The sequence below is a fragment of the Mycolicibacterium novocastrense genome (assembly GCF_001499835.1).
Lineage (GTDB): Bacteria > Actinomycetota > Actinomycetes > Mycobacteriales > Mycobacteriaceae > Mycobacterium > Mycobacterium novocastrense.
Map to the genome: position 1 here is coordinate 64,503 of NZ_LQIH01000016.1, position 14,686 is coordinate 79,188.

Consider the following 14,686-nt stretch of genomic DNA (forward strand, 5'->3'; position numbering starts at 1 on the left):
CGCGGCCCTAGGCGCTGAGGACGCCGTCGAGTGCGCTGTAGAACAGGCCCAGCCCGTCGTCGGACGGTCCGGTCAGCGCCTCGGTGGCGTGTTCGGGATGTGGCATCAGACCGACGACGCGTCCGTTGGCCGAGCTGATGCCTGCGATGTTGCGCTGTGAGCCGTTGGGGTTGTCGCGGTACCGGAACACCACGCGCCCTTCGCCCTCGAGCTCGTCGAGCACCTTGTCGCTGGCCACGTACCGGCCCTCGCCGGACTTCAGCGGGATCAGCACGTCGGCGCCGGTCTCATATCGCGACGTCCAGGCCGAGGAGTTCGACGCCACCTGCAGCCAGATGTCGCGGCAGACGAAGTGCAGCCCGATGTTGCGGGTCAAGGCGCCCGGCAGCAGGCCGGACTCGCACAGCACCTGAAAACCGTTGCAAATCCCCAAAACCGGCATACCGCCCTCGGCGGCCCTGATGACCTCGCCCATCACGGGTGCGAACTTCGCGATCGCTCCGGCGCGCAGATAGTCCCCGTAGGAGAACCCGCCGGGCACCACCACGGCGTCGACGCTCTTCAGGTCGGCGTCCGCATGCCACAGCGAAACGGGCTCGGCACCTGCCAACCGCACCGCGCGCGCGGCGTCGACGTCGTCAAGGGTGCCCGGGAATGTGATGACGCCCACACGTGCCGTCATGGTTGCTCCCTACTCACCGACCAATCCTCGATCACGGTGTTCGCCAACAGCGATTCCGCGATCTCGGCAAGGGTGTCGTCGTCGATGCTGTCATCGACCTCGAGCTCAAAACGCTTGCCCTGCCTGACATCTGAGACACCATTGAAGCCCAGACGGCCCAATGCGCCGACGATCGCCTGCCCCTGCGGGTCGAGGATCTCGGCCTTGGGCATCACGTGCACCACCACCCTTGCCACGCGTCAACTGTACCGGCGGTTCCGTTGCGCGCGACTCACCGGCACGAACCGAGATACGCCTCGCACAGCGGGGCGGCCAGCGCGTCGAGAACCTGCGCATCGGGCACCGCCGGCCATGGCACCTGCAGCGGCAGCGTCGACCACAGCGCGAGTTCGACGAGGCTGCCGCTGGTGGGGTGGGCCAGCAGGTACTGGCGCACCACCTTCTGCCCGGCCACACTGATCACCGCGGCCAGCCGTTCGGGATCGGCCGTGGTGATCGACGGCGACACCAGAGGCGCCGTCAGCTGGCAGGTCCGCAGCCGCAACTGCGCCGAGTCGAGCACCGCACGGGTGAGGGGTCCGTTGTGCGCGACGTCTCCGCGCCAATGCAGCACCTGCGCCCGCAACTGCCACTGACCGGCCGGATGGGTGACCTGCGCCTTTGCCGCCACGACGTAGTCGCGCGGGTCGCCAGGCAGCGGCGGGCTGGCGCAGAGTTCCTCGAACAGGAACCGCGGCGCGGGCGCGGTGACCGCCAGCCCGGCCAGCCCCGGCCACCGGTACACCGAGGACAGCGGTAGCGCACTCGAGGACGGCCACGCCGCGTCAGGGATCGCATCGCAGATCGGCGGGCACACACCCGGGACCGCCCGCGCTGCGGGGCCGGGCACCGGGCCGACGGTCAACGCCACGCCGAACGTGGCGAGGGCCACCGCAAGCAGCAAACGCACGACTCAACTACCCCCTGAACACGGCCGGCGCCGCCACAATATAGCCATGCAATTGACCCATTTCGGACATTCATGCTTACTGGCCAATTTCACAAGCCAATCCGGTGACGAAGCGACGATCCTGTTCGATCCGGGCGTCTTCTCGCACGGATTCGAGGGCATCACCGGCCTGTCGGCGATCCTGATCACCCATCAGCACCCCGACCACGCCGACACCGAGCGGTTGCCCGCCCTGCTCGACGCCAATCCGCAGGCCGCCTTGTACGCCGATCCGCAGACCGCCGCGCAACTCGGCGACCCGTGGCGCGCGGTCAACGTCGGCGACGTCCTGACCATCGATCACCTGACCGTGCGCGGCGTCGGCGGCAAGCACGCGGTGATCCACCCCGAGATCCCGGTCATCGACAACATCTCCTACCTCGTCGACGACGGCACCCATCGCGCCCGCCTGATGCACCCCGGCGACGCCCTGTACGCACCGGGCGAACCCGTCGACGTCCTCGCCACCCCCGCGGCCGCGCCGTGGATGAAGATCTCCGAGGCGGTCGACTACCTGCGCGCGGTGGCGCCGACGCATGCGGTGCCCATCCACCAGGGCATCATCGATCCGAGCGCCCGCGGGATCTTCTACGGCCGGCTCACCGAGATGACCGACACCGATTTCCAGGTGCTCGAACCCGAAGACGGCACGCAATTCTGAGTCAGGCCAAATCGCGTGCGGCCGCGCGCCCCGCCGCACGCCCGGAGAACACACAGCCGCCGAGGAAGGTGCCCTCCAGCGACCGGTAGCCGTGCACACCGCCGCCGCCGAAGCCCGCCGCTTCCCCGGCGGCGAACAGCCCGTCGAACGCGTTGCCGTCGGGCCTGAGCACACGTGCGTCGAGGTCGGTTTCCAGGCCGCCCAACGACTTTCGCGTCAAGATGTGCAACTTCACCGCGATCAGCGGCCCCGCCTTGGGATCGGTCAGCCGGTGCGGTGCCACGACGCGGCTGACGCGGTCGCCGAGATAGTTGCGCGCCACCCGGATCGAGGCGATCTGGGTGTCCTTGGTGAACTTGTTGGCCACCTCCCGGTCACGGGCGGTGACCTCGGCCTCGACTGTGGCGTAGTCCAGCGGCAGCACATCGGGGACGTCGTTCATCACCGAGACCAGTTCGCGCAGCGAGTCGGCGCTGACGAAGTCGACACCGCGGTCGACGAACGCCTGCACCGGCGCCGGCGCCCCGGCACGGACCCGCGCCAACACGTCGCGAATGCTGCGTCCGGTGAGGTCCGGGTTCTGTTCCTGCCCCGACAGCGCGAACTCCTTGGCGATGATGCGGGCGTTGAGGACGAACCAGGTGTAGTCCTGTCCGGTCTTCGCGATGTGCTCGAGCGTGCCGAGCGTGTCGAAGCCCGGGTACAGCGGCGACGGCAGGCGGTTGCCGTTGGCGTCCAACCACAGTGACGAGGGCCCGGGCAGGATGCGAATGCCGTGCAGCGGCCAGATCGGGTCGTAGTTGGTGATGCCCTCGGTGTAGTGCCACATGCGGTCGCTGTTGATCACCCGCGCCCCGGCCGCCTCGGTGATGCCGATCATGCGCCCGTCGACGTGTGCGGGCACACCGGACAGCAGTTGCTCGGGGACGCGGCCCATCCGTTTGGGCCAGTTCTGGCGCACCAGGTCATGGTTGCCCCCGATGCCGCCACTGGCGACGATCACCGCCTGGGCCCGGAATTCGAACTGCCCGACCAGTTCTCGTGAGGTGGCCACGCCGCGGGGTGCGTCCGAGGGCTCGAGTACCGTTCCGCGAACGCCGACGACGGCTCCGTTCTCGACGATGAGCTCGTCGACCCTGTGCCGGTGCGCGTACCGTACGCGCCCGGTCAGCCGGCGAGCGAAGATGTCGACGATCGCGGGGCCGGTGCCCCAGGTGATGTGGAATCGGGGCACCGAGTTGCCGTGTCCGCGCGCGTCGTATCCGCCGCGCTCGGCCCACCCGACGAGCGGGAACGTCTGCAGGCCGCGTTCGCGCAGCCAGCCGCGTTTCTCACCGGCGGCGAAATCGACGTAGGCGTGCGCCCATTGGCGTGGCCAGTGGTCTTCGGGCCGGTCGAATCCGGCCGAGCCGAGCCAGTCTTGAAGCGCCAACTCGTGGCTGTCGCGAATACCCAGCCGTCGTTGTTCGGGGCTGTCGACGAAGAACAGCCCGCCGAACGACCAGTACGCCTGACCACCGATGTTGTTGGCGTTCTCCTGGTCGACGATCAGAACGCGGCGCCCGCGGTCGATCAGCTCGCAGGCCGCCACCAGACCCGCCAGCCCGGCTCCGACGACGATGACGTCAGCATCTGCCATGGCCGCCACGTTAGCGGTCGGGTGCTAAGCGGCGGCGGTCATTGCGGGGCTCGGGCGCCATTTGTAGACGTCCGGCACGCAGCGGTGCATGAGCGCGAGGTCGACGGCGTCGAGCATCGCCTGTCGCGCGCCCGGCCTGCGCAAGTGCCGGGCGGCGACCGCGATTCGAACGATTCCGCTTCGTCGCGCCGTCCGCTCGGCGAACAGCACCAGGGCGCGGCACCACCACGGTTCACTGAGGAAACCTTCGCCGCTACCGAGCACACGCGACCGTACAGCCGCCCCTCGGACCAGGTCAGTGATGTCGGTGAGCCCGGCAAGAAGACGAAAGCCCTTGCGCGGCAGCATCACAGCGGTGCCGTTGGATACGGTCCATCCCGGCGCGGCGAACAGCCGGGTACGCAGACCCAGGTGTTCCATCACGCGGTCGGCGGCCAGCAACCGCAGCCCGGCCTCGTGTGCGGGCAGGGTCGCGAATTCTCCACGCCGCTTCGTGGTGGCCGCCTCGTCGAAGCCGTGCAACACGATGGTGTCACCGGCGTGGTTGCGGGCGGCGAGCCATTCGACGGTGGCGGCGTCCTCCTCGAGCCGACGGCCGCCTCTGATCCTGGGCGCCACCAGAAACGAGACCGGCACACCACGCGCGTCGAGATGCGAACAGAAGTCCGCGACGTCGGGCATCGTGCGCCCGGTGATCCCGGAGACGGAGACGATCAGCTGTCCAGCCACGCCGTCAGTGTGACGGCGTCAGGTGTCGCAATGGTTTCCAACACACTGACGGCAGGTGGCCATCTGCGGCTATCGCGGCAGCACGTCCTCGATTGCCGCGATCACCTCGGGAGCGTCGGGTTCGGTGCGCGGCCGGAACCGCTTGACGACCGTTCCGCCAGGCGCGAGCAGGAACTTCTCGAAGTTCCACTGGATGTCGCCGGCCTCACCGCTGTCGTCGGGCGTCTTGGTCAACTCGCCGTACAGGGGGTGCCGGTCGGCGCCGTTGACGTCGGTCTTGGCCAGCAAGGGGAACGTCACCCCGTACGTCGTCGAGCAGAACTCGGCAATCTCCTCGGCCGTACCTGGCTCCTGGCCCATGAACTGGTTGCAGGGCACGCCGATCACGGTCAGCCCGCGGTCGCGGTAGTCCTTGGCCAACTGTTCGAGCGCGGTGTACTGCGGAGTCAGGCCGCACTTGGAGGCGACGTTGACCACCAGAGCGGCACCGTCGGCCAGTTCGCCGAGCGTGGTGTCGCGGCCGTCGAGGGTGGTCACAGCGATGTCGGTCAGCGGAGTCTCGGTCATGCCCGTACGCTACCCGGTCTCGAACAGCATGCCCGCGACCCGGTGCACGGTCGCCATCGGATCACCGTCGGCGTCGATCGCCTTGTTGAGCCACAACAGTGAAAAGCCGTGCACCAGTGACCAGGCCGCGAGCCCCGCAGCCGCAGGGTCCTGCGCGGCGCGCTGATCGTCGAGGGTGCCGACACCCTGCCTCAGTTCCGCGCCTGCCGCGTCGCGAGCCGCCTTCAGCTCCGCGTCGTCCGGATCGACGAGCGAGCGGTCGAACATCACCGCGTAGTGCCCCGGATGGTCGAGCGCGAAGCGCACGTACGCCAGTGCGGCATCGATGAATTCGGGCTTCGCCTCGGCGAGCGCCGCGGCAAGTTTGCGCCACCCCTGCGTGGCCAGCGCGGTGAACAGACCGCGCCGATCGGTGAAGTGGTGTGCGGGCGCGGCGTGCGACACCCCGGCGACCCGCGCGAGTTCTCGCAGCGAGATCCCGTCGGCACCGCGCTCGGCCACCAGCCTCGCGGCCTCCGCGAGGATGACGGCCTTCAGATCGCCGTGGTGGTAGGACGCCTTGCCCATGCGGCCATCATAATCGAAATCTTGACAGTGCCTAGATACTTGCTTTCACGGGCGGCGCTCGTGATCGGCCCGGGCAGCGTCGAGTAACCAGGCGTACTGGAAAGCGGTTTCCTTCCAGCGTTCGTATCGACCGCTGATACCGCCGTGGCCGGCATTCATCTCCGTCTTCAGCAGCACCGGATGACCGTCGGTCTTGGCGTGGCGCAGTGCGGCAACCCATTTCGCCGGCTCGACGTAATACACCCGGGTGTCGTTGAGCGACGTCATGGCGAGTATGCGCGGGTAGTTCCTCGCCGCGACGTTCTCATAGGGCGAATACGACTTCATGTACTCGTAAACGTCCTTGCTCTCCAACGGGTTTCCCCACTCATCCCACTCGGTGACCGTCAACGGCAGCGACGGGTCGAGGATCGTGGTGAGCGGGTCGACGAACGGCACCACCGCGAGGATGCCCGCGAACAAGTCCGGAGCCATGTTGGCGACGGCACCGACGAGCAGACCACCGGCACTACCCCCGTACGCCACCAGATTTTCCGGCCGGGTCACATCGGTTTGCACGAGATGCGCTGCGACGTCGACGAAATCGGTGAAGCTGTTCTTCTTCTCGAGCATCTTGCCGTGTTCGTACCACGGCCGGCCGAGCTCCCCACCGCCCCGCACATGCGCCACCGCGAAGACCATCCCGCGATCGAGCAGTGACAGCCGCGCGATGGAGAACCGCGGATCTTCGCAGGCCTCGTAAGCGCCGTAGCCGTACAGCAGCGTGGGCGCCGGATACTGCAGTCCGATCTTGTGCACGATCGAGATCGGTATCCGCGCACCGTCCTGCGCGATCGCCCAATCACGCCGCTCGACATAGTCTTCGGGCCGGTAGTCGCCGAGCACGGGCTGTTCGCGCAGCAGCGTCCGTTCGCCGGTGGCCAGGTCGACGTCGTAGATGCGCACCGGTGTGGTGTAGGAGGTGGCGCCGATGCGCAGTTTGGGTGCGCTCCAGTTGGGGTTGGCGCTCAGTCCCGCCGACGTCAGCTCGGACTCGAAGGTGAAGTCCTCGGGACGGCCGTACTCACCGCTCGGGTGAAGGGGCCAGAGCTGGATCTTCGGCAGCGCCTCACTGCGATAGCTGACGACGAGATGGCCGTCGAACGCGTCCACGGAATCGAGGCGGACGTCGTCGCGGTGTTCGATCAGGGTGCGCACCGCGGTGGGGTCGCCGACGGGCGCCTCGACCAGGGTGAAGTTCTCCGCTCCGTCGTTGTGCAGGATGAGAAACCGGTCCTCACCGCCCACGACGGCGTGTTCGACGGAGTACTCGACGAGATCGCGGCGCGGCCACACGATCGTGAATTCGGCCTCCGGGTCGGTCGCGTCGGCGTAGCGCACCTCGGAGGTGACGGCGCTGCCCGCGGCGATGATCACGTACTTGTCGCTGCGGGTGCGACCGACGCCGAGCCAGTACCGTTCGTCGGGTTCGTGGTAGACCTTCTGCGCGGGTAGCCCCGCGCCGAGGCGGTGCCGCCAGATGGTGTCCGGACGCCACGCCTCATCGAGGGTCGAGTAGTAGAGGGTGCGATTGTCGGCCGCCCACGTCGCGCCGGGGCCGATACCGGTGATGGTGTCCTCGTACAGTTCACCGGTGCGTAAATCCTTGAATCGCAGCGTGTACCGCTCGTCGCCTTTGAGGTCGACCGAGTAGGCGAGGATGTTGCCGTCCAGGCTGACCGAGGCGGCGCCCAGCGAGAAGAACTCGTGACCTTGCGCCTCGAGGTTCTCGTCGAGCAGAACCTGCTCACCGGGGATCTCGGTGTTCTCGTCGAGCAGCGGGGGCGTCCAGTCGTCGGGATCGGTTACGGGGCAACGGCAGTGCACGCTGTACTGCTTGCCCTCGAAACTGCGGCCGTAGTACCACCAGGCGTCGCGCCTGGTCGGCACCGAGAGATCGGTTTCCTTGGTGCGTGCCTTGATCTCGTCGAAGATGGCCTGCCGCAGGGGCGCAAGATGCTCGGTGACATGCTCGGTGTAGGCGTTCTCCGCCTCCAGATGTGCGATCACGTCTGGGTTGGTCTTGTCGCGCAGCCACTCGTAGGGATCGTCGAAGACGTCGCCGTGATGCTCCCGCCGGGTGTCGACGCGCTTGGCCTCCGGCGGTCTCATGCGCCGATCCAGTCGTCGAACTTGCGGCCCGAAATGCGCTCGTAGGCCTCGATGTAGCGGGCGCGGGTCGATTCGACGACATCCGGCGGCAGCGGCGGCGGAGGCGTGTCACCGCCGCGGTCCCACCCGGACTCCGCGGAGGTGAGCCAGTTGCGGACGAACTGCTTGTCGAAGCTGTTCTGCACCACGCCTTCTTTCCAGTCGTCGGCGCGCCAGTACCTGCTCGAGTCGGGGGTGAACACCTCGTCGGCCAGCCTCAGTTCGCCGTCGGTGTCCACACCGAACTCGAACTTGGTGTCGGCGACGATGATCCCCGTGGTCAAGGCATGTTCGGCGCCGCGACGGTAGGTCTCCAACGTCCGATCGCGCAGTTGTTCGGCCCGCTGCTCGCCGATCAGCTCGACCACGTCGTCGAACGAGATGTTCTCATCGTGTTGTCCCAGTTCGGCTTTGGTCGCCGGGGTGAACAGCGGCTCGTCGAACTTGCTGGCCTCGACCAGCCCGCCGGGAAGCGGAATTCCGCAGACCGCGCCCGTCTTCTGATAGTCGATGAGCCCCGAACCGGTGAGGTATCCGCGGGCCACCGCCTCCACCGGCAACATCTGGAGTTCCTGCACGACCAGCGCGCGCCCGAGCACGTCGGCGGGGATTCGCTCGTCGTCGGGTGGGCCGGCGAGGTGATTGGGCGTGCCCGCCGTCCGGCTCAACAGGTCGAAGAAGAACACGCTCATCGCCGTCAGAATGCGGCCCTTGTCGGGGATCAGCGAGTCGAGGATGTAGTCGTAGGCGGAGATGCGGTCGCTGGCCACGAAGAGCAGCGTCTCGTCGTCCACGCGATACAGTTCGCGAACCTTGCCGCTGGCCAGATGTTCGTAGTCGGACAGAGCGGGGCGCATCGGGCCAGCCTATCGGGCAGCATCTACAGCCATGACTTCGCGGTTTATCCCCTATGCCACGACACCCTCGCGGGTCCTGGCGCAGCTCGTCAGCGATTTCGTCGTGGTTGCCTGGACCACGGTGTGGGTGCTGGTCGGCATGGCTGTGCACTCGGCGGTCTCCACGATCGCGGCGGTGGGCCGCCAGGTCGAGACCGGTGCCAACGGTGTCGCCGACAACCTCGATACAGCGGGCGAGCGCACCGACGACTTCCCACTCGTCGGCGATGCGCTCAGCAAGCCGTTACGGGCGGCCAGCGAGGCCGCACTCGACATCGCCGGTGCCGGTCACAGCCTCGACACCACGGCGTCGTGGCTGGCGTGGGTGCTGGCATTGGCGGTGGCCGCGCCGCCGATCCTGTTCGTCGCGATGCCGTGGCTGTACCTTCGGCTGCGCTTCTTCCGTCGCAAGTGGACCGCGATCACGCTGGCCCGCACCCCTGCGGGCGAGCAGCTGTTGGCGCTGCGAGCGCTGGCCAACCGGCCGCTGGCCAAGCTGGTCGCCGTGCACGCCGACCCCGTCGAGGCGTGGCGCATGCACGACGCCGACGCGATCCGCGGCCTCGCGGCGCTGGAATTACGCTCGTCAGGCGTCGCCCGCCACCTCTAGGGGCCGCGATTTGTGAGTGATTTCGATCGCCCACCGAACGTTTTCACTCACAGATCGCGCGGCGGGGAGCCGATCGGGCCCTCGCCGGCGTCCTATTGCAGTGCTCGACGATTTATTGCGCGCTCACGATGGCGTCATCACTCTCGCGCAGGCCCGCGAAATCGGCTTGAGCGACCAGTCTGTCCGCAGACGCGCACAGGCGGGGCGATGGCGTCGCTGCGGTCCCGGCGTCTATTTCGCCGACGACCGACCATTCAGCGATGCCGCCCGAATCCGAGCCGCGGTATGGGGCTACGGCGACCGCGCGTGTGCCAGCGGTCTCGCCGCGGCGTGGTGGCACGGAGCGTCGAAATATGCGCCGGAGGTCGTCGACGTGACCGTGCCCAAGTCGAGCAACGGCCGACGCCGCCCCGGCTCGCGGTTGCGGCGACGCGACCTGTCGCCCCGCGACGTCGTCGAGCGGGCCGGTCTGCGGCTCACCGCGCTGCCGCTGACGGTGATCGAAGCCGCGGTCCGACGCGGCGGCGGGCCGAAGCTGATGGACACCGCCCTGCAGCGTCATGTCGAACTCGCCCAACTCTGGCGGGCGCATCTACGCAACAAGGGCAGACACGGTTCACCCGCCGCACGGCGACTACTCCGCGCGGCCGAGGACGGTGCGCGTTCCGAAGCCGAACGACTCCTCGTGAAACTTCTGCGCGACGCCGGATTCTCCGGATGGCGGACGAACTATCCCCTCGGCGGCTACAGGATCGACGTCGCGTTCGTGGTCGAGAAAGTGGCGATCGAGGTCGACGGTTGGGCGTTCCACACCGACAGCGAGGTCTTCCAGATCGACCGCAACCGGCAGAACGTGATCGCCCTGTTGGGCTGGAAAGTGTTGCGTTTCACCTGGCTTGACCTGACGGCGTATCCGGAGCGGGTGATCGCCGAAGTAGCCGCCGCAACCCGGCAGCAGCCGTCAGCCCAGCATGCGCCGCAAGGCGTGACCGAACGGATAGCGCGCGGTCACTGACCCGAATCGCACCCGTCCGCGCGCCACGAGATGCAGCCGTTGCGAGGGCGGACCGTACGGCACCTTCAGAGTGGTGCTGCCCGCGAAGGTTTCGACGCCGTTGAGGTCGGCGGTGGCACCGTCGGGCAGAATCAGTTCTGTTGAGCTGAAGTAATCGTCGATATCCAGGACGACGGTAGGGCTCTGCAGGGTCGCGGCGGTGAAGTCGAGCGTCGTATCGCACAGGCGCGTGTTGAGGTCGATACGCGCAGGCACCGTCCACGGTCCCCGTCGCGAGATCGACGACATCCGGCCCCGCAGCCGCTCTTCCCCTCCGGCCGCGACGGGCTGCAGTGCATCCGGCGAGGGCAGGTCGGCGATCACCCGGCGCAGCTCGCCGCGGGTCCGCGCGGCGAGCACGGTGTCGATCCGCTCGCTGAACTCGTCGAGAGTGAGCATGCCTTGGCCGACCGCCCGTTCGAGCAGTTGCCTCACATGATCGCGGTCGACGTCGGAAACCCGCACGTTCGAGTCATCGATGTCCATGACCCGAGGGTAGGTGGCGGGTCCGAGCACTCACCCGCAGCACTCCCGCGATCGCGACAGCGATCCACGCAGCAAATGCGATCCAGAGGAAGACCAGTGAAATCGCCGGTATGCCATGCCATCCGGTCTCCACCGCCATAGCATGGCTGGCCGCCGAGTACATGCCCAGCGGAAAGACCATCGCCCACCACACGCCGGCGAACCGCCGCGCACCCGGACGTCCGATATGCCGTACAGCGAAGTAGACCAGCGGCGGAATCCACGCCGTCGCCAGACACCACGTCGCGACGGTCACGTCGCGGACGGCGTCGATGCCGGCACGATGGATGTGGTCCCCCGCCAACGTCGCGATCGCGAGCCCACCCATCAATATCCACGCGTCGGGCTCGAACCCGCCGGGATCCAGCCGCGCAGCGAATGCGCGCGCCAAGATCAACGTCGTCATGACCCCGTATATCGCGATCGCGGCGATCCATATCGCGACGCCGGTCAGCAGCAGGGCATGCCAACCCGTGTCGCGCGCAAGGGCGACCGCGACGATCGCCAAACCGGACGTGCCGACGCTGCACAGTTCCCACGCCCCGCGCGCCCGCCCCTGCAGTTCCTTCCAGGCCCGACGAACGAAGTTGCGTGCTGTCGAGACAACCAAAACCGACCACACCAACGCCGCCGGCACGGCCAGCGCCCACATCGCCACCGAGTTCGCCATCAACCTGCTGTCGAGCACCGCACACGCCGCCACGAACGTGAACAAGCCGATCGTCACATCGGGATCCGACCAATCGGGCGGTCGTCGAAACCACGAAACCACTGCCACAACAACAAGAACCAGCAGCCCCAGGACGGCCAGCACGGCCAGCGCGCCACTGACGTAGGTCAGGCCGTGGTCGACCGCCGCGATGGAAACGATCCCGGTCGCCATCACGAACGCGAACGCGTCGGGCCTCACCGCCCGCCGCTCACCGCAGCTCGATCACGAGATGCCGCATACCGGTGTGCCGGTTGCTTCGCGTCCATTCGACGGGTTTGACGAGACGGGCCTGAGAGAATCTAGACAGCAACTCCTCGAACAACACCCGCAGTTCGAGCCGCGCCAGGTTCGCCCCCAGGCAGTAGTGCACCCCCTGGCCGAAGCCCAGGTGCGGGTTGGGCTTGCGGGCGATGTCGAACACGTCGGGTTCGGTGAACACCGCAGCGTCGCGATTGGCCGAACCCTCCCAGATCTGCACCTTCTGCCCGGCCTCGATCTCGCATCCACCCACCGATACGTCGCGGGTTGCGGTGCGCCGCTTGGACGGTGACGGCGACGACCAGCGCACCATCTCCTCGACCGCCGACGGCAGCAGCCCCAAGTCGTTGCGCAGCGCGGTCAGCGAGTCGGGGTTCTCGATCAACGCCAGCAGGCCACCCGCCACCGCGTTGCGCGTCGTCTCGGCACCGGCGCTGAACAGCAGGCTGAAGAACAGGTACAGCTCTATTTCCGAAAGGAGGGCCGGAGCGAGCTCACCGTCGTCCACCGATGCGTTCGCGACTACCGACAACATGTCGTCGGTCGGCGAGGCACGTTTGGCGGCTATCAACTCCTGCCCGTAGGTGTACATCCGCGAGCCGGCCTCTTCGGCGGTCAACTGGCCCACCGCGGCCTTCCGAGAACCGCCGAAGTCGAACTGCGGCTCGATCGCCTGGAACAACCAATGCCGTTCGGACTCCGGCACTCCCAACAGGATGCAGATCATCTGCATCGGCAGCTCGGCCGCCACGTCGACCAGGAAGTCGAACGGCACCCCGGGTTCAACCGCATCCAACAGCCGCCGGGCACGCACCCGCAGATCGTCCTCCACGCGTCGGATCATCCGCGGTGTCAGGCCCGAGCTGACCAGCCTGCGAATCTGGGAATGCCGCGGGTCGTCCATCATGTTGAGCACCTGACCGGCGATCGCCAAGTCCTGCAGCAGCGTCCCGCCATACGGCCGGGAGCCGCCGGTCACCGACGAAAAGGTCTCCGGATCGCGAAACACCGTAAGCGTTTCGGCGTACGTGGCCACGGACCAGAACCCCTCCCCGTCTGGCGTGTGCTCGGTCGGCTCGTGCCAGTACACCGGAGCCTCGCGCCGATGCAACGCGAACAGTTCGTGCGGAAATCCGTTCGCGAAGTTGTCCAGATCGGTGAAGTCGATCCCGGCCAGTGTCACAAGATGGCACCCGAAGTGTATTTGGCCGCTTCGGGATAACGGCTCACCAACTCGTCGACCGCCGCGACGACGCGGTCCACCTGATCGCCCGCCGCACCGGTGAACGCCTGCTTGTCGGCCAGCGCAGCATCCAGCGCCGGACGGTCCAGCGGCAGCCGCGAGTCGGCCGCCAACCGGTCCAGCAGATCGGGTTCCTGGCCCTTCTCCCGCATGGCCAACGCCACCGCCACGGCGTGCTCCTTGATCACCTCGTGTGCGGTTTCGCGGCCCACCCCGGCCCGGACGGCGGCGATGAGGATCCGCGTCGTCGCCAGGAACGGCAGGTAGCGGTCCAGTTCACGCTGGATCACCGCGGGGTAGGCGCCGAACTCGTCGAGCACGGTCAGGAACGTCTCGATCTGACCGTCGACGGCGAAGAACGCATCCGGCAGCGCCACGCGACGCACCACCGAGCAGAACACGTCGCCCTCATTCCATTGCGCGCCTGCGAGTTCGGCCGCCATGGAGCCGTAACCGCGCAGCACCACCTGCAACCCGTTGACCCGTTCACAGGAACGCGTGTTCATCTTGTGCGGCATCGCCGACGATCCCACCTGCCCGGGTGCGAAGCCCTCGGTGACCAGTTCGTGGCCGGCCATCAGCCGGATGGTGTGGGCCATCGACGACGGGCCGGCGCCCACCTGCACGAGCGCGGAGACGACGTCGTGGTCCAGCGAGCGCGGGTACACCTGCCCGACACTGGTGAAAATCTCTGTGAATCCGAGGAATTCGGCGACCCTCCGCTCGAGTTCGGCAAGCCGCGAGGCGTCGCCGTCGAACAGGTCGAGCATGTCCTGGGCGGTGCCCATCGGGCCCTTGACCCCGCGCAACGGGTAGCGGTCGGTCAACGAGCGCAGGCGCTGCAACGCGATCAGCAGCTCCTCGGCCGCCGAGGCGAACCGCTTGCCCAATGTGGTGGCCTGTGCCGCGACGTTGTGGCTGCGGCCGGCCATCACCAGATCGCGGTACAACACGGCGCGCTCGGCCAACCGGGCCACCACGGCCACACCGTGGGAGTGCACCAGTTCGAGGGAACGCCGGATCTGGAGCTGCTCGACGTTCTCGGTCAGGTCGCGACTCGTCATGCCCTTGTGCACGTGTTCGTGGCCCGCCAGCGCGTTGAACTCCTCGATGCGCGCCTTGACGTCGTGGCGCAGCACGCGTTCGCGGGCGGCGATCGAGGTGAGGTCGACCTGTTCGAGCACCCGCTCGTAGTCGTCGAGCACGCCGGCGGGCACATCCACGCCCAGCTCCGCCTGCGCGCGAAGCACCGCCAGCCACAGCCGGCGCTCCGCGACGACCTTGGCTTCCGGTGACCAGATCGCCACCATGTCCTCGCTGGCGTACCGATTGGCCAGCACGTTGGGGATCGTCACAACCACTGAG

Annotated in this window: 16 protein-coding genes; 3 read left to right on the forward strand and 13 right to left on the reverse strand. The window is 67.5% G+C overall.

Annotated features, from left to right (window positions below):
- Positions 1-7 precede the first annotated feature (7 nt).
- Genes purQ through AU072_RS14025 form a run of 3 tightly spaced genes read right to left on the reverse strand, consistent with a single transcriptional unit; the run spans position 8 to position 1,631 of the window.
- Positions 8-682 (reverse strand): phosphoribosylformylglycinamidine synthase subunit PurQ, encoded by a 675-nt coding sequence (gene purQ / locus AU072_RS14015; RefSeq protein WP_064414323.1) that lies wholly within the window; start codon positions 680-682, stop codon positions 8-10.
- A complete protein-coding gene (gene purS / locus AU072_RS14020; protein ID WP_064401883.1) occupies positions 679-918 on the reverse strand; it encodes a phosphoribosylformylglycinamidine synthase subunit PurS in 240 nt (79 codons plus the stop codon). Before purS ends, purQ begins: the two co-directional genes overlap by 4 nt.
- Positions 919-953: 35 nt before the next feature.
- Positions 954-1,631 (reverse strand): hypothetical protein, encoded by a 678-nt coding sequence (locus AU072_RS14025; protein ID WP_064414324.1) that lies wholly within the window; start codon positions 1,629-1,631, stop codon positions 954-956.
- A 46-nt stretch (positions 1,632-1,677) separates the two neighbouring features.
- On the opposite strand from AU072_RS14025, the gene AU072_RS14030 reads away from it, so the two are divergent.
- Positions 1,678-2,331, forward strand: coding sequence for an MBL fold metallo-hydrolase (locus AU072_RS14030; RefSeq protein WP_064414325.1), 654 nt, complete (start codon positions 1,678-1,680; stop codon positions 2,329-2,331).
- Between the two features lies 1 nt (position 2,332).
- Here the strand turns inward: AU072_RS14030 and AU072_RS14035 are convergent, their stop codons facing one another.
- The 6 genes from AU072_RS14035 to AU072_RS14060 all read right to left on the reverse strand — a co-directional run bounded on the left by AU072_RS14035 (position 2,333) and on the right by AU072_RS14060 (position 8,880).
- Positions 2,333-3,970: an FAD-binding dehydrogenase gene (locus tag AU072_RS14035; protein ID WP_064414366.1), complete on the reverse strand. Its 1,638-nt coding sequence runs from the start codon at positions 3,968-3,970 to the stop codon at positions 2,333-2,335.
- Between the two features lie 24 nt (positions 3,971-3,994).
- Positions 3,995-4,699: a DUF2334 domain-containing protein gene (locus tag AU072_RS14040; protein ID WP_064414326.1), complete on the reverse strand. Its 705-nt coding sequence runs from the start codon at positions 4,697-4,699 to the stop codon at positions 3,995-3,997.
- A gap of 69 nt (positions 4,700-4,768) precedes the next feature.
- Complete coding sequence (locus AU072_RS14045) at positions 4,769-5,266, reverse strand: glutathione peroxidase (protein ID WP_064414327.1); 498 nt, start codon at positions 5,264-5,266, stop codon at positions 4,769-4,771.
- Between the two features lie 9 nt (positions 5,267-5,275).
- Complete coding sequence (locus AU072_RS14050) at positions 5,276-5,833, reverse strand: TetR/AcrR family transcriptional regulator (protein WP_064414328.1); 558 nt, start codon at positions 5,831-5,833, stop codon at positions 5,276-5,278.
- 45 nt (positions 5,834-5,878) lie between these two features.
- Positions 5,879-7,984 (reverse strand): S9 family peptidase, encoded by a 2,106-nt coding sequence (locus AU072_RS14055; RefSeq protein WP_064414329.1) that lies wholly within the window; start codon positions 7,982-7,984, stop codon positions 5,879-5,881.
- Complete coding sequence (locus tag AU072_RS14060) at positions 7,981-8,880, reverse strand: phosphoribosylaminoimidazolesuccinocarboxamide synthase (RefSeq protein ID WP_064414330.1); 900 nt, start codon at positions 8,878-8,880, stop codon at positions 7,981-7,983. Before AU072_RS14060 ends, AU072_RS14055 begins: the two co-directional genes overlap by 4 nt.
- Before the next feature lie 31 nt (positions 8,881-8,911).
- On the opposite strand from AU072_RS14060, the gene AU072_RS14065 reads away from it, so the two are divergent.
- The gene (locus AU072_RS14065; protein ID WP_064414331.1) at positions 8,912-9,529 is read left to right on the forward strand and encodes a hypothetical protein; all 618 of its coding nucleotides are present in this window, start codon (positions 8,912-8,914) and stop codon (positions 9,527-9,529) included.
- Between the two features lie 100 nt (positions 9,530-9,629).
- The gene (locus AU072_RS14070; protein WP_064414332.1) at positions 9,630-10,544 is read left to right on the forward strand and encodes a type IV toxin-antitoxin system AbiEi family antitoxin domain-containing protein; all 915 of its coding nucleotides are present in this window, start codon (positions 9,630-9,632) and stop codon (positions 10,542-10,544) included.
- Here the strand turns inward: AU072_RS14070 and AU072_RS14075 are convergent.
- Genes AU072_RS14075 through purB form a run of 4 tightly spaced genes read right to left on the reverse strand, consistent with a single transcriptional unit; the run spans position 10,491 to position 14,676 of the window.
- Positions 10,491-11,069: a DUF1707 SHOCT-like domain-containing protein gene (locus tag AU072_RS14075; RefSeq protein WP_064414333.1), complete on the reverse strand. Its 579-nt coding sequence runs from the start codon at positions 11,067-11,069 to the stop codon at positions 10,491-10,493. The two genes, AU072_RS14070 and AU072_RS14075, sit on opposite strands and share 54 nt — an antisense overlap.
- A complete protein-coding gene (locus AU072_RS14080; protein ID WP_328586850.1) occupies positions 11,056-12,018 on the reverse strand; it encodes a tellurite resistance/C4-dicarboxylate transporter family protein in 963 nt (320 codons plus the stop codon). The genes AU072_RS14075 and AU072_RS14080 overlap by 14 nt, the downstream gene beginning before the upstream one ends.
- 10 nt (positions 12,019-12,028) lie before the next feature.
- The gene (locus AU072_RS14085; RefSeq protein ID WP_064414334.1) at positions 12,029-13,261 is read right to left on the reverse strand and encodes a cytochrome P450; all 1,233 of its coding nucleotides are present in this window, start codon (positions 13,259-13,261) and stop codon (positions 12,029-12,031) included.
- Positions 13,258-14,676 carry an adenylosuccinate lyase gene (gene purB, locus AU072_RS14090; protein ID WP_064414335.1) on the reverse strand — a complete coding sequence of 473 codons (1,419 nt, stop codon included), beginning with the start codon at positions 14,674-14,676 and terminating at the stop codon, positions 13,258-13,260. Before purB ends, AU072_RS14085 begins: the two co-directional genes overlap by 4 nt.
- Positions 14,677-14,686 lie beyond the last annotated feature (10 nt).